Consider the following 21,368-nt stretch of genomic DNA (forward strand, 5'->3'; position numbering starts at 1 on the left):
GAATATGCGCAAACGAATAAACTGAGACATTCAAGCGGCATAGGACAGCGCCAGCCGCCTGCTGCGATAGCGCCAAAGGCTGCCCTTCCTGCTCCCGCTTCAGTATTCGCGCTCGTAGAAGATGCCGCCCTTGGCTTCGCCGGCATCGGTGGCCTCGCCACGCAGCTTGACGCCGCGCCCGACATTGAGGTCGATCGCCGCCTTGCCGGAACCCGGCTTGTCGCCCTTCTGGATCGTCACATAGGTGCGGTCGTTGAGGTATTTGCCGGCCGAGACGGCGGTGCCGCCCTTCTCGTCGGTGGTCACGTCGAGGTCGTCGACGCCGATCGCGCTGCGCAGGTTCTCGAGCAGCGAGGTCGAGCCGCCGACGCCGGCCAGTTGCGCGGCGGCCTCCGCCAGCTGCGCGATCTGCAGCGGCGACAGGTTCGACATCGAGCGGCCGAAGATCAGCTGCGCCAGCACCTCGTCCTCCGGCAGCGCCGGAACCGAGGAGAAGGTGAATTTCGGGTTGGTCGCCTCGCCCGACACGACGATGGTGACGGTGGCGCTGCTCGTCGTCGTGGTCGCCGTCAGGTTGAGATAAGGCACCAGCGAACCGGAGAAGCCGACCGTGCCTTCGGTGAAGGTCAGCCGCTTGGCGAGGATCGACAGCCGCCCGCGCTGCAGGGTGAAGGTGCCGACCGCATGCGGCGAGGATGCCGGACCGGTCAGCTTGAGCGAGCCGCCAAGCTCGGCGTCGACGCCCCGCCCCTGGATGAAGATCTGGTTCGGCGCATTGACGGTGACGTCCAGGGCGAGGCCGCTGCCGCCTCCGCCGCCGCTCGTCGTCGCCGGGCGCAGCGCCTTGTCCTGCGCGCGCACCGCGGCCGGCGCGCCCTTGTGCTTGACGTTGAGCGCCGCCAGCGAGCCCGGCAGCTTCTCGGGAACGGTGATGACGGTCTTGGCCAGGTTGACGGTGCCCGCGACCACCGGCGCCGAGACGAGCGGCCCCTTGATGGTCAGGTCGCCACCGAGATTGGCGGTCACCACCCGGCCGTCCGTGTAGCGGCCGTCGGTGAGCTTGACCGAAAGATCGGCCGGGAACCCTTGCGCCGGATTGATGCCGACCGTGCCGCTGGCCGACAGGCTGCCGCGCGTCGACAGCGTGCCGGTCAGGCGATTGATCCTGGCCACGCCGGAGCCGATCGAGACGTCGGCGGCGATATCGTTGACGGCAAGGCCGGAGCGCGCGTCGACCAGCCGGGCGCCCGACGTGCTGACCGTGCCGCCGATGACCGGCGACGTCGCCGGGCCGCGCACCTGGACATTGACGTTGGCGGTGCCGCTCAGCGACAGGCCCTGCGCGGCGAGCTTGGCGGCAAGGAAGGAGAACGGCACCTTGCCGGAGAAGTCGAGCACCAGCGCCGGCGTTCCCGCCGTCGTCACCGAGCCGCCGCCCTTCAGGCCAAGCCCTGCGCCGTCGCTGATGTTGGCGTCGAAGGTGAGTTTCTTGCCGGCGAATGTTCCCGACGAGGAAATGTTCATGCCGCCGAGGCCGGCGCTCCGCGTCTGCGCGATCTGCACGCCGCCGGCGTCGATCTTGAAGGCAACCGACGGATTGCCCGGCGCGCCGGTCACCTTGACCGTGCCGGAGATGGAACCTGCAGCATCGAGGCCGCGCGAAAAACTGTTGGCGAGCGAAGCCGGCACCTTGGCCAGCGCTGCATTGATATCGAGCGCCTGTCCGACCTTGCCGGTCACAGTCGCTGTGCCGCCGCCGAGATTGAGCACCAGCCTGTCCAGGCTCGTCGTGCCGTTGGCGATACTGACCGTCGAGGCCTGCGCGATCGCCGCCTTGATGCCTTGCACGGTCGCCTGACCCGAGGCGAGCTCGATGGTCGTGGTGCCATTCGCCACCCTCACCCGCCCGGCGGCCTTGGCCGGAATATCCTTGACGGTGGCGCCGCCGGAAAAGCCGGTCCAGTCGCCGTCGCGCTTCAGGTCGACATTGATGCCGCTGACCACGGTGCCGCCCGAAGTGACGCTGTCGGCGCGGACCTTGCCGGAGATCGCCGGGGCGGCCAGGTAGTTGGCGACCAGCGCGTCGATCGCCACGTTGCGGGCGGAGAGATCGCCACGCGAAATTGCGGCGGTCGTCGCCTTGACGGTGACGTTGGGGCCGTTGGCCGTCTTGGTGAAGGCGATGGTGCCGCGCACGTCGCCTTCGGCCTTTTCCAGCGCCAGCGCCGCCAGCGGGCCGATATCGGGCAGGTCGAGCGCGATGGTGCCGGCGGGCACGAAGGCCTCGTCAAGCGCGAGGTCGCCGGAGATCCTGTTCTTGCCGAGCGACAGGAGCAGCCCGTTGATCGCGCTCTTGCCGTCGGTTGTCGCCAGCACCGCGCTGCCTTGCAGTGCCTGTCCGGCGACATTGCCGGTCAGTTGCACATTCGCGGCCGGGTTGGCGGCATCGGCCTTGCCGGTGGCGGTCAGCTTCAGCCCGGTGATCTCGCGCGCCGCTACCGAAAGCCGGTCGCTGTCCACCGTCAACGACAGGTCCGGCGCCAGGCTTGGCCCTTGCGCATTGAGCGCGAAGGCAATCGCGCCCTTGGCGTCCTTCGACAGCAGCGAGATATCGGCCAGCGCGCCCTTGATGTCGGCGCTGAGCTTGTTGTCGGCGAGGCTGGCTTGCCCGTCGGCCGTCAACGCGCCGGAGGCAAGCTTGACCGGACTGATGGTGACGCCGCCATGGGTATCACGCTTCAGCGTGGCGCTGAGCTGCGTCCGCTCGGCCAGCACGCCGCGCGCGGCCGCCGGCAAAGCCGCCGAGAGGGCGTCCGCCTTGAGGTTGAGGTCGATGGCGCCATCCGCGAACGACACCCGGCCGTTGAAGGCGCTGTCCAGCGCCGCGCCCTGCACCGAGCCGCTGTCGATCGTGATCGCGTCGGCGGCAAGGGTGCCGGCGACCTTGGCGGTGATCTTGCCCGCGATCAGCGGCGCGATCGTCGGATTGTCGAGCCCGATCGTCTCCACCGTCACCGTGCCGGAAATCGGTCCCGTGCGGCTCTTCACATCGAAGGCATCGGAATGCAGCGCCAGCGTGATGCCTTCCGACTTGGTGAAATTCGTCGTGACCGAAGGCAGCACGGCCGAGATGTCGAGCTTCGGCTGGGTGCCCTGCCCGGCCGCCTTCACCGACAGCGCCTGCAATCCAAGCTTGATCGGGCTTTCCGCACTCCCGAACGACAGCGGCAGGCTGGGACCCGTCGAGACAAGGTCGAGGGCGAAATCGCTGGCGCCGTTCGGATTGATGGTGCCGGAAGCCTTACCGGAAATCTTGTCGCCCGAAAGCGTCGCCTGATCGAGGACGATACCGCCCGCGGTGGTGAAGCTTCCCATCGCATTGAGGCTGAGCGGCCCAAGCCCCGCCTGGCGGGTCTGGCTGGTCTCGCCGCCGGTCAACTTGGCATTGAAGCGGACGTCCGGATTTGCCGCCGGGCCCGTGACTTCGGCCGTGCCGTCGAGCGTGCCCGCGGCGTCGAGGCCGGGCGAGAAATCGTTGGCAAGGGCGGCCGGCAGCGCCGAGACCGTGGCCGCGAGGTCGAGCGTCTGGCCAGCCTTGCCGGAAAGCGTCACCGAACCGCCACCAAGATCGAGCACCAGCCTTTCGATGCTGGTCACGCCATTGGCGATGGTGAGGTTCGACGACCCGGCGATCGCCGCCTTGATGCCGCGAACGGTGGCTTCGCCCGAGGCGATCTCGACATTGGTGGTGCCGTTCGCGATCTTGACCCGGCCGGCGGCGGTGGCCGGAATGCCGGCAATCGTGGCACCGCCGCTGAAATTGGTCCAGTCGCCGTCGCGCTTCAGGTCGACGCCGATGCCGCTGACGACGGTGGTCCCCGATGTCACGCTGTTGGCCTTGATCGTACCCGAGATCGCCGGGCTCTTGAGATAGTTGGCGATCAGCGCGTTGACCGTGATCGTCTTCGCCGCCACGTCGCCGCGCGCGATCGAGCCGCTGGCGGCGTTGATGGTGACGGTCGGCGCCTCGCCTTCCTTGGCGAGGACGATGGTGCCATTGATGTCGCCGGTCACCGTTTGACCGCCAAGCGCCGCCAGCGGCGCAATGTCTTGCACCGCCAGCGTCAGCGTTCCTTGCGGCAGCAAATGATCATCCAGCGCAAGGTCGCCGGAGATCTTGTTGTCGCCGAGCGCCAGGCTGAGCCCCTTAATCGAGCGTTTGCCCTCGCTGGTCACCAGCGACGCCCTTATGTCCAGCGCCTGCTCCTCGACGGCGCCGGTAAGCGCGATGTCGGCCTGGGGGCTGGCGATGTCGGCCTTGCCCTTCGCCGAAAGCTTGACGTCCTTCACCGTGCGCCCGGCCGCCGTCAGGCTGGCGCTGTCGGCCGAGACCGAAAAGTCCGGGGCAAAGCGCGGACCGCTCGCGGTCAGGGTGAAATTGATCCCGCCGGCGAGTGGCGTGCCGGCCAGCGGCGACAGCGTCGAGACGTCGCCCAGCGTTCCCTTGACGTCGGCCTGGATGTCCGAGCCTTGCGCGCTGGCGGTGCCGCTGGCGCTGAGCGAGCCGGAGGTCAGCGACAGCGAATTGGCGGCAAACGCCCCTTGCGGATCGCGGGTGGCGGCCGCCGAGAACGTGACGCGCTCGCCCAGCACCGAGCGGATCTGCGGCGGCAACGCGCTCGACACCGCGTCGGCATTCATCTTCAGCTTCATCGCCAGGTCGGTGAGCGAAACCGTGGCCGTCAGCGAGGCATTCAGCGCATCGCTGCGCAATGTGCCCTCGTCGAGGGAAATCTCCTGCTTGCTGATCTTGCCGGCGAGATCGGCGACGAGCTTGCCGGTCACCAGCGGCTCCAGTGTCGCCACGTCGGTCTTGAGGCCGCCGGCCGCGAGTTTGATGGATATCGGGCCGCTGCGATCCTCTATATCGAAGCCGTCGGAATGGATCGCGGCGGTGAGGTCGTTGAGCTGCGTGCCGCCCGCCGCCACCGACACCAGCGACGCGCCGATATCGACCATCGGCGCCTTGCCGTCGCCGAAGGCGCGGACGGTGGCGTTCCTGACCGCCACCGTGACCGGCTGCGCCTTGGTGCCGACGTCGAGCACCACGGGCTCGCCCTTGGCGGCGAATTCGACCGACAGGTCGCTGGCGCCCTTGGGATCGACGGAACCGGCGGCGGCGCTGTGCACGGAGCCGCTCTCGACGACCGCCCGCTCGATGTCGACGCCGCCGCTGGGGGTCGCGATGCCGGCAAGATCAAAGCTGGTCTTGCCGGCAAACAACGGCTTCAGCTTTTCGGGCAGGAAGCGCTCGAAATCGCCGTCGCCCTTGGCCTCCACCATATGGCCCTTGTCGGTGAGCTGGTGGCGTCCGGTGAGCTGGGTGACGATCTGGCCGTCGACGACGAAAGTGCCGATGCCGCTCCAGTTGGCCAGCGGTCCTGTGCCGGAGACGACGATCTCGACCGGCGGTTGGCCCGGCAGCTGGAGCAGATTGGCGATGATACCGCCGGCCGGCTCCGATGCCTTGAGATCGAGGTCGAGCTTGTTGTCGGCGGGGGCGAAATGCAGCTTGGCGTCGACATTGCCTTGCTTGCCGTCGTGGCGGATGACGTTGAGAACCGTATCGACCGAGAGCGGCGCGGCGTCGGCCTTGACGGATCCCTTGGCGGCAAGTTCGGCGATGCCGCTTCCAGCCAGCGCCTCGCCCAGCGCGATCTCCGGCAGGTCTATCTGCTTCACGTCGATCGAAACCGGCAGCGATGTCGTGCCGCTCTCCGCCGGCTGATTGCTTGCCACTGGCAGCCGCGCCAACTCGATCCGCCCGGCAGCGAGGCGCTCGGCGCTGAAATTCTTCGACAGCAGCGCCAGCGGCGACCAGTCGAGCGCCACCTTGCGCGCCACCAGCCAGGGCCCGCCGCGGTCTTCGACCACGACGTGGTCGAGCCTGAGCGCGCCGGACCAGATGCCGTCTATGCCGCTGACGGTGACTTTGCGCTCGTCGCTCGACGCCAGATTCGAGATCATGCCGGCGAGATTGTCGCGCCCGCGCTCGGTCTTGGTCAGCACGACCAGCGCGCCGACCACCGCCGCCACCACGACGAGCAGCGTGTAGAGAACAATGCGAAGGATGCGCCGGAACGTCTTCATCAGAAGGCCTGACCGATGCCGGCATAGATGCCGAAATGCGGGTCGCCCGGACCGCGGTTGAGCGGCACCGCCGCATCGACACGCAGCGGCCCGAACGGTGTAAGATAGCGCACGCCGACGCCGGCGCCGACCTTCATACCGGAAAAGTCCGGAAACGACTTCGTCGAAACGGTGCCGGCGTCGACGAACGGCACGATGCCGATCGTGTCGGTGACGGCGATGCGCATCTCGACCGAAGTCTCGAAGAATGACAGCCCGCCGATCGGCTGTCCGTCGATGTCCTTGGGGCCGATGCCCTGATAGGCATAGCCGCGCACCGAGCCGCCGCCGCCGGAATAGAAGCGCCGGTCGGCCGGAACGTTTTGCAGGCCGGTGCCGACGATGGAACCGATGGTGGCGCGTTCGGCGAGAACGAATTTGCTCGCCGTGTCGAGCGACTGATAGGCCGACCCTTCGCCCTTCAGTTTGAGGAACGTCGCGCCGTTCAATAGGTCGTAGCTGGGCTCGGCATAGGCCAGCACGCGGAAGCCGCTGGTCGGGTTGAGCCGGTTGTCCCTGCCGTCATAGACATATTGCAAGGGAACGCTGGCGATCAGATAGGTGTGCTTGCCGAAGGTGTCGGTGATCCGTGAATAGTCGAGGGCGAATTCCGCCGATACCCTCTGCTTCTTGTCCAGGTCATAGGAGACGCCCATGTTGCCCTTGACCGAGAAATGGTCGTAGGCGTCGGGATGCTCGAACACCGTCTTCACGCCAGTGAAGAATTTCGATGACGGCCCGAGCACGCCCGGTTTCTCGAACATGATGCCGGCATTGTAGTTGAGCTCGCCGAGATCGTTGCTGCCGATGCCGCTGATGGCGCCCTCGATGCGCAGCTTTTCGGCGCGGCCAAACAGGTTGCGGTGGCCCCAATAGCCCTCCAACCCAAGCCCTTCCGTGTTGGAGACGGTGCCGCCAAGCCCGAAATAACGCGGTTTGCGCTCGCTGACCTGGACGTTGATCGGGATATTGCCCTCGGCGTCGAGGCTTTCGCCTTCCTTCATCGTCACGCTGTTGAACACTTCCAGCCCGAGCAGCCGGTCGCGCGCGTCGTCGATCTCGTCGGGCGAATATTGGCGGCCGCGCTTCAGCCCGGTCATGTATTCGGTGAAGTCGCGATCGACCTTCTCGGTGCCTTCGACCGTCGTGTCGCCATAGCCGGCGACCGGGCCGGCCGCGACCGTCAGCGTCACGTCGAGCGTCGAGGTGGCGTGCTCGGCGACGATCTGGCGGTCCGTGATCGTCGCCAGCGGCCGCCCCTCCTGCTTGAGTGCCCGCACGATCAGCGCTTCGGCCTTGAGCACGGCGCCCGACCCGGCATCGCCGCCGGCGATCAGGCCGAAATCGGCGCTGGCGAGCCCCGCGGCGTCACCTTCGAGCCTGATGTTGCCGAGCGTGAATTTCGGCCCGGCGACGATGGAAATGGCCACCGGGATCGGTTGCGGCCCCTTGAACTCGGCGTCGGGCGGCAGGTCGTCGAGCGGCTTGCCTTCGATGGTTATGGTGACGACGCCTTCGTAGCGGGCGTCGGCATAGAGGGCGGCGACCAGCCCCTCGCGGTCAGCCCGCGCCTCGGCCAGCAGGCCGAGCGAGCCGGAGACCGGGCGCTCCTCGTCCGCCTTCAGCGTCGAGGCATTTTCCAGATTCTTGACCAAGTCCTTGTCCGCATCGGGCGCCTCGATGGTCACGGAATAGCGCAGCGGATCGACAATATCGGCGTCTTCGTCGCTGGCAGAGCCCCAGAGCTTGATGCCGAAGAACTCGAAGGCCGTCGCCGGCCGCGATTCGACAATGAAAACAGCAGAGCAAAGCGCGGCCAGAAGCAGGGCGCGCGGAAGCCCGCGCCCTGGCGCGATCCCCCCTGACATCTGCTTTTCATGCGCCGGCATTAAGACAACCTAGTCGACAAAACTAAAATTGGAATGAAGTTCTGAAACGCTCGTAAAGGGGCCACAATCCAATTGTCTGAAATAGACAGGGCTTGGAATTCACACCTTTTGCGTCTTCGCAAGATTGCGTGATCCCTTGTCCTATGGAGGTTCTGTCGAAATACCGGCCTTTGGCCGGCATGGAAACCGTTGGCGGGTGCAAACCTGCCGAGCTCCGGCGTTGACAAGCTCGACTGAAGCTTGATCATGCCGGAACGCTGGCGATGTCTGGAGGGTGATGTGGCAATGCGCGCGGCTCGTGGTATCTCGTTCCTGGTCCTTCTCTTTTTCGCCTTCAGCGGCGTCGCGCAAGCGGCGGAAGCCCGGCGGATCGTGACGACGGACAATTCCGACTATTTCGGGTTCGACCTCAGGTCCGACCAGAATGTCAGCCTCGACCAATGCAAGACGACATGTCTCGGCGACCCCGCCTGCCGCGCCTTCACCTACAACACCAAGGCCAAATGGTGCTTTCTCAAATCCGACTATAACCAGCTTAAACCCTTCAACGGCGCCATTGCCGGCAAGGTCGCCAATGTCGATGGCGATCCCGATATCGGCGCACCGCCGGAACTGGCCTTTTTCCCCAGCTGGATGGCCGACCAGGCGCAGCAGTACCGCAACAAGCTGACCGATCCGGCCTATGACAAGCCGACCGAAGGGCTGGCGGCGCTGCAGGCCGCGGCCGAGCAGGCGCAGCTTACCGGCGACCATCGCCTGGCCATGCAGAAATACGAGGCCGCGGCTACGGTGCTGCCCGATGACGGCCATCTGTGGCTCGAGCTGGCGCGCGAGACGCTTGCCGTGCAGCCGGCCTCCAACACCTCCGAATCGTCGACCTTGCCGACAAACGGCACGTCCGCCGCCTTCAACGCCTACAAGCTGCTGCGCACCACCAAGACGCGCGCCGAAGCGCTCGCGCTGCTCGGCGCCGGTCTCGACCGCCGCGATCTCTACCGGCCGTCGCTGCAGGCTTATGAAGCAAGCCTCGCGCTGGTCAGCTCACCGTCGGTGCAGGCCGATTATGCCGACCTCAAGGCCCGCAAGGGCTTCCGCGTCATCGATCACACCGTCGATGCCGACACCAGCGCGCCGCGCATCTGCGCGCAATTCTCCGAGGATCTGGTCAAGACCGGGGTCGACTATTCGCAGTTCGTCACCGTCGACAACGCCGCCCCCAAGGGCGTCGAAGCCAAGGACAAGCAGATCTGCGTCGAAGGGCTGGAGCATGGCCAGCACTATGAGGTGACCTTCCGCGCCGGCCTGCCGGCCGCTATCGGCGAGGTGACCAGCGCGCCTGTGGTGCTGTCGATCTATGTCCAGGATCGCGCGCCTTCCGCCCGCTTCACCGGCGACAGCTTCGTGCTGCCGGCGGGCGCGCGCCGCGGCATACCGGTCGTCACCGTCAACATGAACGCCGCCAAGATGAAGCTTTACCGCATCGGCGACCGTTCGCTGGCGCAGCTTCTGTCCGGCTACCAGTTCCTGAAGCAGCTCGACGGCTACGATCTTTCCAACATTTCCGACCAGATGGGTTCGCCGGTCTGGGAAGGCCAGCTCGACATCGCCAACGACCTCAACAAGGAGGTCACCACCTCCTTCCCGGTCGACGAGGCGCTGCCGCAGCGCAAGCCCGGCGTCTATGTGCTGACCGCCCAGGCTGTCGACGACCACAGCGATGAGTATGATTCGCGTGCGACGCAGTGGTTCGTCGTCTCCGACATTGGGCTCTCCACCTATACCGGCCAGGACGGGCTGAACGTCTTTGCCCGTTCGCTTGGAAGCGCCAAGCCGATCGCCGGCGCCGAACTGACGCTGCTCGCGCGCAACAACGAGATCCTCGGCACCGCCACCACCGACGCCGAGGGCCGCGCCGTCTTCAATCCCGGCCTCACGCGCGGTGAAGGCGGCATGGTGCCGGCCGTGCTGATGGCCAAGCAGGGCGACAACGACTTCGTCTTCCTCGACATGGGCCGGGCCGGCTTCGACCTGTCCGACCGTGGCGTCACCGGACGTCCGTCGCCCGGCGCGCTCGACGTCTATGCCTGGACCGAGCGCGGCATCTACCGCGTCGGCGAGGACGTGCATGTCGCGGCCCTTGCCCGCGACGGCGCCGCCAAGGCGGTCGAGAACCTGCCGCTGACCTTCATCTTCACCCGCCCCGACGGCGTCGAGGACCGCCGCATCGTCAGCGACGGCGCCTCCGCCGGCGGCCATGCCGTCGACCTGCCGCTCGAGCCCAACGCCATGCGCGGCACCTGGACGGTGTCGATCCATACCGATCCCAAGCAGGCGGCCGTCGCCAGCCAGATGTTCCTGGTCGAAGACTTCGTGCCGGATCGCATCGAGTTCGACCTCTCCGCCGACAAGAAGGAGATCGCGCAGGGCGAAACCGCCAACGTCACCGTCGACGGCCGCTTCCTTTATGGCGCGCCGGCCGCCGGACTGGCGCTCGAAGGCGAATTGACGCTGTCGACCGCCCGCGACTGGGACCGCTTCAAGGGCTATTCCTTCGGCCTCGCCGACGAGCAGTCGGCCGAACCTTCGGTGACGCCGCTCGCCGGCCTGCCCGTGGTCGGCGACGATGGCAAGGCGACCTTCCCGGTCGCCGTCGACCAGCTGCCCTCGACCACCAAGCTGGTCGACGCCAAGGTCACCGTCCGCATGCGTGAAACCGGCGGCCGCGCCGTCGAGCGCTCGCTCAACATCGGCATCCGCCCGCAGGGCCACATGATCGGCATCCGTCCGGATTTCGAGAACGACGAGGTGCCGCAGGGCGGCACGGCGAAGTTCAGCCTGATCGCCGTCGACCCCGACGGCAAGCGCGAGGCGCTGAAGGGCGCGCTGTGGTCGCTTGTAAAGGTCGAGCGCAATTACCAGTGGTACCGCTCAAACAACTCATGGAATTACGAGCCGGTCACCTTCACCAAATCGGTGGCCAACGGTCAGGTCGATCTTGCCGCCGATGGCGAGGCGACCGTGTCGCTGCCGGTCGACTGGGGCCGCTACCGGCTCGAGGTCGAGACGGCTGATCCCGAGGGTCCCGCGACCAGCTACGAATTCGATGGCGGCTGGTATGTCAGTTCCACCACCACCGAAACGCCCGACGGCCTCGAGGTCGCCCTCGACAAGGACACCTACGCCGCCGGCGAAGTGGCCAAGCTCAAGGTCTCGCCGCATTTTGCCGGCGAATTGCTGGTCACCATCGGCGCCGACAAATTGCTGAAGACCGTCACCGCAAGCGTGCCGGCCGGCGGCGGCACCGTCGACATCCCGGTCGGCGACGACTGGGGCGCCGGCGCCTATGTCACGGCGACGCTGTTCCGGCCGGGCGACGCGCAGGAGACGCGCATGCCGGCCCGCGCCATCGGCGTGAAATGGCTGACGGTCGACCCGGGCTCGAAGAAGCTCGCCGTCACCTTGACGCCGCCCGAGAAGGCAATGCCGCGCCAGCAACTGTCGATCCCGGTCGCGGTGGCGGGCGTCCAGCCTGGCAGCAATGCCTATGTGATGGTTGCCGCCGTCGATGTCGGCATCCTCAACCTGACCAACTACAAGGCGCCCGATCCGGAAAACTGGTTCTTCGGCCAGCGCATGCTGGGGCTTGAGATCCGCGACCTCTACGGCCGCCTGATCGACGGCTCGCTCGGCACCACCGGCAAGCTGCGCACCGGCGGCGACGGCGCCGCCTTGCAGGCGCAGGGCAGCCCGCCGACCGAAAAGCTGGTCGCCTTCTTCTCCGGTCCCGTCCAGCTCGACGCCGACGGCAAGGCCAGGATCGATTTCGACATCCCGCAGTTCAACGGCACCGTGCGCGTCATGACTGTTGCCTGGACCAGGGAAGCGGTCGGCCACGCTCAGGCCGATGTTATCGTGCGCGATCCAGTGGTCATCACCGCCGGCCTGCCGCGCTTCCTGGCGCCCGGCGACAACGCTGTCATGCGCCTTGACGTCGCCGATACCGACGGCCCGGCCGGCGACTACGCGCTGTCGATCGACACGACAGGCGACCTGTCGACCGGCGACAAGCCGCTGCCGGAGAAACTGACGCTTGCCCTGGGCAAGCGCCAGACGCTGACCGTGCCGCTGGTTGCCAAAACCGCCGGCAACGCCTCGATCACCGTCAAGCTCGCTCATGCCGACGGCACCGAGGTCGAGCAGACGCTCTATGTGCCGGTGCGGCCGGCGCAATTGCCGGTCACCACCCGGCTGGTGGTCGACCTCAAGCCCAATGTCGGCGCCTTGCGCGTCGACAAGGAACTGCTGGCGGCAAGCTTGCTCGACGGCGCTTCGGTCAGCGTCGGCGTTTCGCAGGCGGCCGCCTTCGACGTGCCGTCGCTGCTTATGACGCTCGACCGCTACCCCTATGGCTGCGCCGAGCAGACGACCAGCCGCGCCCTGCCGCTGCTCTATGTCAATGAGTTGGCTTCGGGCATCGGCATGGCCAGCGATCCGGACCTGCATGGCCGCATCCAGGATGCCATCTACAAGGTGCTAAGCTACCAGGCCTCGGCCGGCAGCTTCGGCCTGTGGGGTCCCGGCTCCGGCGATCTCTGGCTCGACGCCTATGTCAGCGACTTCCTGACCCGGGCGCGCGAGCAGAAATACGACGTGCCGGCGCTGGCGATGAACCAGGCGCTGAGCAACCTGCAGAACTCGCTCGGCTATGACCAGGACGTCCAGGACCGCGGCAGCGAGATCGCCTACGCGCTCTATGTGCTTGCCCGCAACAAGAAGGCTTCGATCGGCGATCTGCGATATTACGCCGACACCCAGCTCGAAGCCTTCACCAGCCCGATGGCCGTCGCGCAGCTTGCGGCGAGCCTTGCGCTCTATGGCGACGCGCAGCGCTCGGAAGCTACCTTCCAGACCGCGCTGCGTCTGGCTCAGGCGAGCACCGAGTACGACTACTACCGCTCCGACTATGGCTCGCCGCTCCGCGACGGTGCGGCGATCCTGGCGCTGGCCGCCGAATCGAAGCCGGTGCCAACCATCGTGCCGGCGCTGATCAAGCTGGTGGCCAGGGCGCGCGCCGATGCCCGCTGGACGAGCACGCAGGACGAGTCCTGGATGCTCCTGGCGGCGCGGGCGCTGAAGGAGGGCAATGATTCCATCACGCTCTCCGTCAACGGCGCGCCGCATGCCGGTGGCTATTCCGACCGCTTCAGCGGCAGCGACATCGCCGACAGCCCGCTCACCATCGCCAACACCGGCAAGACGCCGCTGCAGGCGGTGGTCACCACGGTGGCCTCGCCGGTCGAGACGCTGCCGGCCGACGGCGACGGCTTCACCATCGACCGCACCTACTACAGGCTCGATGGCACCGAGGCCAACGTCACCGAGGTCAAGCAGAACGAACGCTATGTCGTCGTGCTCAAGGTCTACGAGCAGAACAGCTGGCCCTCGCGGCTGCTGATCACCGACCTGCTGCCGGCCGGCTTCGAGATCGACAATCCTGGCCTGGTGTCCAGCGCCCAGCTGTCGAACTTCTCCTGGCTGGCGCAGACCGACGCCGCTCATCTAGAGTTCCGCGACGACCGCTTCGTCGCGGCCTTCAACCCGAACGATGGCGACGGCGACCGCAACATCACGCTGGCCTACGTCGTGCGCGCGGTAACGCCCGGCACCTATGCCCATCCGGCGGCAACGGTGGAGGATATGTACCGGCCGCAATATTCGGCCCGCACCGCCACTGGCATGATGGAGGTCAAGGCGCCGTAAGGTGCTACAGACGAACATGAACAGGACGACGGCGCTGCCCCTCATCCGCCTGCCGGCACCTTTTCCCCGTATAGTGACGGGGAGAAGGGAACTGTCGCAATCGTCGGCGCCCGTTCTGCAGCGTTGGAAATTGGCGAAAGCCTCTGCGCAGGCTCCTTTCTCCCCGTCTCTATACGGGGAGAAATGCCCGGCAGGGCAATGAGGGGCGGCGCCATGCTCTCAAATAAATTCCTGCGCCGAGCCGGCATCGCCGCTGCCGCTGGCGCCGGGCTCCTCGCCATTTCCACAGCCACCCTCTGGCAGCTCGACCGCGCCTATCCGCCGCCGCTGCCAGAAAAACTGGCGGTCTCCACCGAGGTGCAGGACCGCGACGGCCAGTTGCTGCGCGCCTTCGCCACGCCCGACGGCTACTGGCGTCTCGAAACCCGTCTCGACCAGGTCGACAAGCAGTTCGTCGACATGCTGGTCGCCTATGAGGACAAGCGCTTCTGGGACCATGACGGTGTCGATGTGCTGGCCCTATGCCGGGCCGCCGGCCAGTTCGTCAGCAACGGCCACATCGTCTCCGGCGGCTCGACCCTGTCGATGCAGCTCGCCCGGCTGATCGAGCCGCGCGACAGCCGCAGCCTCGGCTCCAAGATCAAGCAGATGCTGCGCGCCATCCAGATCGAGCGGCGACTTTCCAAACGCGAGATCCTCGAACGCTATCTGACGCTGGCCCCCTATGGTGGCAATCTCGAAGGCGTTCGCGCCGCCTCTCTCGCCTATTTCGGCAAGGAGCCGAAGCGGCTGACGGTCTCGGAAGCCGCTTTGCTCGTCGCCCTGCCGCAACTGCCGGAGAGGCGGCGGCCCGACCGCAACCTCGACATCGCGCATGCCGCGCGCGACCGCGTGCTGACGCGCATGGTTTCCGCCGGCCTGCTCGGCGACCGGGAAGCCGCGCGCGCTGCGCTGGACGATGTCTCCGGCCTGCGCCGCAAGCTGCCGGCACTCGCCGCCCATGCCGCCTATGCCATGCTTCCCAAGGCCGTGCCCGGCAAGCCGCTGCAACTCACCATCCGCAGGAGCGTCCAGCAAGGACTGGAACAGGTGGCGAAGGAAGCCGCCGCCCGGCTCGGCCCAAGACTGTCCGTCGCCATGGTGCTGGGCGATGCCCGCACCGGCGACATCCTCGGCGAGGTCGGCTCGGCCGATTTCTTCGACGCCAGCCGCTCCGGCTGGATCGACATGACCAGGATCGTCCGCTCGCCGGGGTCGACGCTGAAACCGTTCATCTACGGGCTCGCCTTCGAGCAGGGCCTGGTCGCACAGGAGACCATCATCGAGGACAGCCCGGCGGATTTCGCCGGCTACCGGCCGAAGAATTTCGACATGGGCTATCAGGGCGACGTCAGCATCAGGCAGGCGCTGCAGCTCTCGCTCAACGTGCCGGCGATCCGGGTGCTCGACGCGGTCGGACCGGCCAGGCTGACGGCGCGCTTCCGCCAGGCCGGCGTCAACCCGGTGCTGCCGGTCAACGAGGCGCCGGGCCTGGCGATCGGCCTCGGCGGCGTCGGTGTGACCTTGCGCGATCTCGTCCAACTCTATACGGGCCTCGCCAATGGCGGCAAGGCGCACACGCTGCATGACGGCACCGAGCCGGCCAACGCCGAACGCACCACCGCAACCATCCTCGACGACCAGGCCAACTGGCAGATCACCGACATATTGTCGGGCGTGAAGCCGCCGGAGGGCGCTTTGCAGCGCGGCATCGCCTACAAGACCGGCACCTCCTATGGCTACCGCGACGCCTGGTCGGTCGGTTTCGACGGCCGCTATGTGCTGGGCGTCTGGGTCGGCCGCGCCGATGCCGGCGCCGTGCCTGGTCTGTCCGGATACGTCTCGGCCGCGCCGATCCTGTTCGAGGGCTTCGTCCGCTCCGGCCTCGCCACCGTTCCGCTTCCCGGCCAGCCGGCCGGCGTCCGCCGCCCGAAACGCGACGAGTTGCCGGTGACGCTGGCGCGCTTCGGCGCCGGATCGGACGGGCTGGTGCAGGCAACGCCGGCCGAGCCCGCGCCGACGATCGTCTTTCCGCCCGACGGCGCGCGCGTCGACCTCGCCGCCAATTCGGCCGACGCCTCGCCGCTGGTGCTGAAGCTGCAGGGCGGCCGCGCGCCCTTCCGCTGGCTGGCCAACGGCAAGCCGTTGTCCGGCATCGACCGGCGCCGCACCGCCACCTGGCTGCCCGACGGCGCCGGCTATTCGACGCTCACCGTGATCGACGCCGCCGGCCGCGCGGCAAGCGTGAAGGTTTTCGTTGAATAGGATGCCGCAACCGATTCAGCGGATTGCGCTTCTTGGCCTGATGTCTGGCGCGAGGCCCCCCTCTCTGGCCTGCCGGCCATCTCTTCCTCAAGGGGGGAGATTATTCGCTTCGTCACCTTCGCCAATTTTCGACCTTAGAAAGGCGGGAGCCGCGCCGAAAATGCCAATCTCCCCCCTTGAGGGGGAGATGGCCGGCAGGGCAGAGAGGGGGGCCTCGCGCCGACCTCTGTGGGGAGCATTCTTCGCAGCGCTTGCGCTAGCAATCGCGAGCCCTCTCTCGGCTTACGCAGATGCCCCGCCCTTCGGCTTCGTCAGGCTCGCCGATGTCGATGCGACCATTCGCCAGGACATCCGCTATGCCGGGAACAAAAACTTCCTGCGCCGCCAGGTCGACGGCTATGAGGCGCCGGTCTGCATCCTGACTAGGCAGGCGGCAAAGGCGCTTTCAAGCGTCCAGAAAGCGATCGCACAAAAGGGCCAGACTCTGGTCGTCTTCGACTGCTATCGCCCGGCGAGGGCCGTCGCCGACATGGTCGAGTGGACGCGATCGGGCGGACCTCCGGACCCGCAATGGTACCCCTCCGTAAAACGCGGCGACCTCATCGCCAAGGGGTATATCGGCGAGCTCTCCAACCATTCGCGCGGCTCGACCGTGGATCTCGCCATTGCGCCCGTTGCTGGCGCGGCCGCACCTCACCCTGCCTGCGGCGCGCCCGATGCCGAAACGCTCGATTTCGGCACCGGCTTCGATTGTTTCGACCAGGCCAGCGAAACCGACCACCATCCGCTCCCCGGCAACGCGGCGGCAAACCGCAAGCGACTGGTCGAGGCCATGCGCGTCGCCGGTTTCCGCAACTACACTCGCGAATGGTGGCACTTCACGCTGACGGACGAGCCGTTCCCGAAGCAACGCTTCGACTTTCCCGTCACCGCGCCTTAGAGGTCCGGCCGCGAAGGCCGACCTGTCGCCGCGCAGCCTTGCCTGGACGCGCCCCGCTTCTAGATAGCGTCGGGCCGGCGAGGAGGCGGTCTATTTAATATGAGGAAACCATTTCCCTGAGGGGCAGGCGATCGGCGAAAAATTTCTCCGATAGGCCAAAAAAGGCAACATTGAATGCATCTAAATTCTATCAATTCGCTAGAGTTCGGCCGTCATCAACGGAGGCGGAAATGACCAAACCTCATTTCAAGAAACTGCTTGGCGCGCTGGTCGCCTCATCTGTCCAGTTCGGCACGCTCGGTTTGGCGTTCGCCGATACGACCCTTCTCAACGTGTCCTACGATCCGACGCGTGAACTCTACAAGGCCTATGACGAGGCCTTCGCCGCGCACTGGAAGGCCGAGACCGGCGAGACCGTGACCATCCAGCAGTCGCATGGCGGATCGGGCGCGCAGGCTCGCGCCGTGATCGACGGCCTCGACGCCGATGTCGTGACGCTGGCGCTCGAAGGCGACATCAACGCCATCGTCTCGAAGGCGAAGAAGATCAATCCGGACTGGCGCAAGAAGTTCGAGAACAATTCGGCCCCTTACACCTCGACCATCATCTTCCTGGTCCGCAAGGGCAACCCGAAGGGCATCCATGACTGGAACGACCTGATCAAGGACGGCGTCCAGGTGATCACGCCCAACCCGAAGACCTCCGGCGGCGCGCGCTGGAACTATCTCGCCGCCTGGGCCTATGCCAACGCCAATGACGGCGGCGACGAGGCCAAGACCAAGGAATTCATCGCCAAGCTCTACTCCCAGGTGCCGGTCCTCGACACCGGCGCGCGTGGCTCGACCGTGACCTTCGCGCAAAAGGGCCTGGGCGACGTGCTGCTGGCCTGGGAAAACGAGGCCTATCTCGCGCTCGACGAATTCGGCGCCGACAATTTCGACATCGTCTATCCGCCGACCTCGATCCTGGCCGAACCGCCTGTCGCGGTGGTCGACGCCAATGTCGACGCCAAGGGCACGCGCAAGGTCGCCGAGGCCTATCTCGGCTACCTCTACTCCAAGGAGGGCCAGACGCTGATCGCCAAGAACCACTATCGTCCGGCAAAGCCCGATCTGGTGCCCGCCGAGGACCTCGCCAAACTGCCCGAGATCAAGCTGATCACCATCGACGATCCGCTTTTCGGCGGCTGGAAGAAGGCGCAACCTTATCATTTCGGCGATGGTGGTATATTCGACCAGATCTACAAGCCGGCCCAGTGAGGCGCGACGGCCTCGCGGCCGAGACATTCACCGACGGCAGTCTGGTCTGAATAAGAAGGGACGAACCAGAATTCCATGACCACAGCACCCGCGCCGGCGGGGTGGCGATTCAAGCAGCCGAGTGTCATTCCGGGTTTCGGACTGACGCTCGGCTTCTCGCTTGCCTACCTCACGCTCATCATCCTCATCCCGCTCTCCGGGCTGGTCTGGCGCTCGGCGGCACTCGGCTGGACCGATTTCTGGGCGATCGCTGCCGACCGCCGCACCATCAACGCGCTTGAAATCAGCTTCGGCACCGCCTTCATCGCCGCCGGCGTCAACGTCGTCTTCGGCACCATCGTCGCCTGGGTGCTGGTGCGCTACCGCTTTCCCGGCCGTCGCATCGTCGATGCCATGGTCGATCTGCCCTTCGCGCTGCCGACCGCCGTCGCCGGCATCGCGCTCACCACGCTCTACGCGCCGAACGGCTGGATCGGCAAATTGCTGATGCCGCTCGGCATCAAGGTCGCCTATACGCCGCTCGGCATCGTCATCGCGCTGGTGTTCATCGGCCTGCCCTTCGTCGTGCGCACCGTGCAGCCGATCATGGAAGAGCTCGACAAGGAGGTCGAGGAAGCGGCCGCCACGCTCGGCGCCAACCGTTTCCAGATCATCACCCGCATCCTGTTCCCGGGCCTGGCGCCGGCGATCATCACCGGCTTCTCGCTCGCCTTCGCGCGCGGCGTCGGCGAATACGGCTCGGTCATCTTCATCGCCGGCAACCTGCCGTTCAAGTCGGAGATCGCGCCGCTGCTGATCGTGATCAGGCTGGAGGAGTACAACTATCCGGCCGCCACCGCGATCGCAGCCATCATGCTGGCGCTGTCGTTCCTGATGCTGCTGGTCGTCAACCTGGCACAGTCATGGAGCCGCAAACGCTATGGCTGACCCCGAAATCAAATCCTACGAACCTCACCACGAAAGCCAGTCGGCGGCGGTCACCGAAAGCCGGCCGGTGCGCATCGTGGCGATGGCCGTGGCCTTCGCCTTCCTCGCCATCTTCCTGCTCATGCCGCTGATCGTCGTCTTCCACGAAGCGCTGGCAAAGGGCATCGGTGCCTATTCGGAGGCGCTGGCCAGTTCCGACACGCGCTCGGCCATCCGGCTGACGCTGCTGGTGGCGGCGATCTCGGTGCCGCTCAACCTCGTCTTCGGCATTTCCGCCGCCTGGGCGATCGCCAAGTTCGAGTTCAAGGGCAAGGCCTTCCTGACCACCCTCATCGACCTGCCGTTCTCGGTCTCGCCGGTGATTTCCGGCCTGGTCTACGTGCTGCTGTTCGGCGCCCAGGGCGTGCTCGGCGCCTGGTTGAAGGCGCATGGCGTCGTCATCCTGTTCGCCGTGCCGGGCATCGTGCTCGCCACCGTCTTCGTCACCTTCCCCTTCGTTGCCCGCGAACTGATCCCGCTGATGCAGGAACAGGGCAATGGCGACGAGGAGGCCGCACTTTCGCTCGGCGCCAATGGCTGGCAGACCTTCTGGTACGTGACGCTGCCCAACATCAAATGGGGCCTGCTCTACGGCGTCCTGCTCTGCAACGCCCGCGCCATGGGCGAGTTCGGCGCGGTGTCGGTGGTGTCGGGGCACATACGCGGCCTCACCAACACCATGCCGCTGCATGTCGAAATCCTCTACAACGAGTACAATGCCGTCGGCGCCTTCGCCGTCGCTTCGCTGCTTGCCGGCCTGGCGCTGGTGACGTTGGTCTTGAAAACACTTCTCGAGATGCGCTACGGCGCCGAGATCGCCGCCACGCGCGGACACTGAATGCATATCGCCCAAAAGCGCGAACCGGTTTTGGGATAACGGCAGGCACCGACAAAGGGACGGTTTATGGAAGTTCGCGTTGCCAACGTGCGCAAGGAGTTTGAGCGGTTTCCTGCCCTCCACGACGTCTCGCTCGACATCAAGTCGGGCGAGCTGATCGCGCTGCTGGGCCCGTCCGGCTCCGGCAAGACGACGCTTCTGCGCCTGATCGCCGGGCTGGAGCGGCCGACCAAGGGCACAATCTTCTTCGGCGACGAGGACGCCTCGCAGAAGTCGATACAGGATCGCAATGTCGGCTTTGTCTTCCAGCACTACGCGCTGTTCCGCCACATGACCGTCGCCGACAATATCGGCTTCGGCCTCAAGGTCCGGCACGGCGCGGCACGCCCGCCGGCGCAGGAGATCCGTCGCCGCGCCTCGGAGCTTCTCGACCTCGTCCAGCTCTCGGGCCTGGAGAAGCGCTACCCGGCGCAGCTCTCGGGCGGCCAGCGCCAGCGCGTCGCGCTTGCCCGCGCCATGGCGATCGAACCCAAGGTGCTGTTGCTCGACGAGCCGTTCGGCGCGCTCGACGCCCAGGTGCGCCGTGAGCTTCGCCGCTGGTTGCGCGAGATCCACGACCGCACCGGCCACACCACGGTCTTCGTCACCCACGACCAGGAAGAGGCGCTGGAGCTCGCCGACCGCGTCGTGGTGATGAGCCAGGGCCGCATCGAGCAGGTCGGTTCCGCCGATGAGATCTACGACACCCCGAACTCGCCCTTCGTCTATAGCTTCATCGGCGAATCGAGCTGCCTGCCGGTCAAGGTCGAGAGCGGCGAGGTCTGGATCGCCGACCGGTCGATCGGCCTGTCCGCCCCGCATGCGGCCTCTGGCGACGCGCTGCTGTATTTCCGCCCGCATGACGTCGAACTGCTCGACGGCTGCAGCGGCTGCATCGCCGGCACTGTCGCCGCGAGCCGCCGCGTCGCCGGCACCAGGCGGGTGGAGCTCGAGATCGGCGGCGAGCGCCAGCGGGTCGAGGTCGAGCTGCCCGTCGATCATCCGGCGGCGCAGAAGAGCCGGGTGGCGTTCAGGCCGCGGCGCTGGAAACTTTTCCCGGCGTCCGAGCCCGGAAAAGCCAGCTGAATCAGCCTGAAAGAAAATCCTAACAAGCATTTGTTTCGGCGGAATCTTTTCCGACGACGACACGATAGCGCCGGCTCGCATGTCTGGCGCTGGCCGGC

General features: G+C 66.4%; 9 protein-coding genes. 7 read left to right on the forward strand and 2 right to left on the reverse strand.

The features are described from left to right. Nucleotides 1–99 precede the first annotated feature (99 nt). Both EN846_RS14470 and EN846_RS14475 read right to left on the reverse strand, forming a co-directional pair. A complete protein-coding gene (locus EN846_RS14470; RefSeq protein ID WP_135858675.1) occupies nt 100–6,150 on the reverse strand; it encodes a translocation/assembly module TamB domain-containing protein in 6,051 nt (2,016 codons plus the stop codon). Continuing rightward, nucleotides 6,150–8,078, reverse strand: a complete 1,929-nt coding sequence (locus EN846_RS14475) for an autotransporter assembly complex family protein (protein WP_127392341.1) — start codon at nt 8,076–8,078, stop codon at nt 6,150–6,152. Before EN846_RS14475 ends, EN846_RS14470 begins: the two co-directional genes overlap by 1 nt. 279 nt (nt 8,079–8,357) lie before the next feature. On the opposite strand from EN846_RS14475, the gene EN846_RS14480 reads away from it, so the two are divergent. From EN846_RS14480 to EN846_RS14515, 7 genes are all read left to right on the forward strand, one after another. Next, entirely contained in the window at nt 8,358–13,838 is a 5,481-nt protein-coding gene (locus tag EN846_RS14480; protein ID WP_127392340.1) for an alpha-2-macroglobulin family protein, read from the forward strand. 213 nt (nt 13,839–14,051) lie between these two features. After that, on the forward strand, nt 14,052–16,142 hold the full coding sequence (gene pbpC, locus EN846_RS14490) for a penicillin-binding protein 1C (RefSeq protein ID WP_127392339.1): 2,091 nt from the start codon (nt 14,052–14,054) through the stop codon (nt 16,140–16,142). A gap of 160 nt (nt 16,143–16,302) precedes the next feature. Continuing rightward, nucleotides 16,303–17,082 (forward strand): M15 family metallopeptidase, encoded by a 780-nt coding sequence (locus EN846_RS14495; protein WP_245518723.1) that lies wholly within the window; start codon nt 16,303–16,305, stop codon nt 17,080–17,082. A gap of 230 nt (nt 17,083–17,312) precedes the next feature. Continuing rightward, entirely contained in the window at nt 17,313–18,341 is a 1,029-nt protein-coding gene (locus EN846_RS14500; protein ID WP_126056369.1) for a sulfate ABC transporter substrate-binding protein, read from the forward strand. Nucleotides 18,342–18,416: 75 nt separating this feature from the next. Next, nucleotides 18,417–19,268: a sulfate ABC transporter permease subunit CysT gene (cysT, locus tag EN846_RS14505; RefSeq protein WP_127311280.1), complete on the forward strand. Its 852-nt coding sequence runs from the start codon at nt 18,417–18,419 to the stop codon at nt 19,266–19,268. Next, the gene (gene cysW / locus EN846_RS14510; protein WP_127394232.1) at nt 19,261–20,145 is read left to right on the forward strand and encodes a sulfate ABC transporter permease subunit CysW; all 885 of its coding nucleotides are present in this window, start codon (nt 19,261–19,263) and stop codon (nt 20,143–20,145) included. Before cysT ends, cysW begins: the two co-directional genes overlap by 8 nt. Before the next feature lie 66 nt (nt 20,146–20,211). Then, nucleotides 20,212–21,270 carry a sulfate/molybdate ABC transporter ATP-binding protein gene (locus tag EN846_RS14515; RefSeq protein ID WP_128346254.1) on the forward strand — a complete coding sequence of 353 codons (1,059 nt, stop codon included), beginning with the start codon at nt 20,212–20,214 and terminating at the stop codon, nt 21,268–21,270. Nucleotides 21,271–21,368 lie beyond the last annotated feature (98 nt).

The sequence above is a fragment of the Mesorhizobium sp. M4B.F.Ca.ET.203.01.1.1 genome, assembly GCF_004791025.1.
Taxonomy (GTDB): domain Bacteria; phylum Pseudomonadota; class Alphaproteobacteria; order Rhizobiales; family Rhizobiaceae; genus Mesorhizobium; species Mesorhizobium abyssinicae.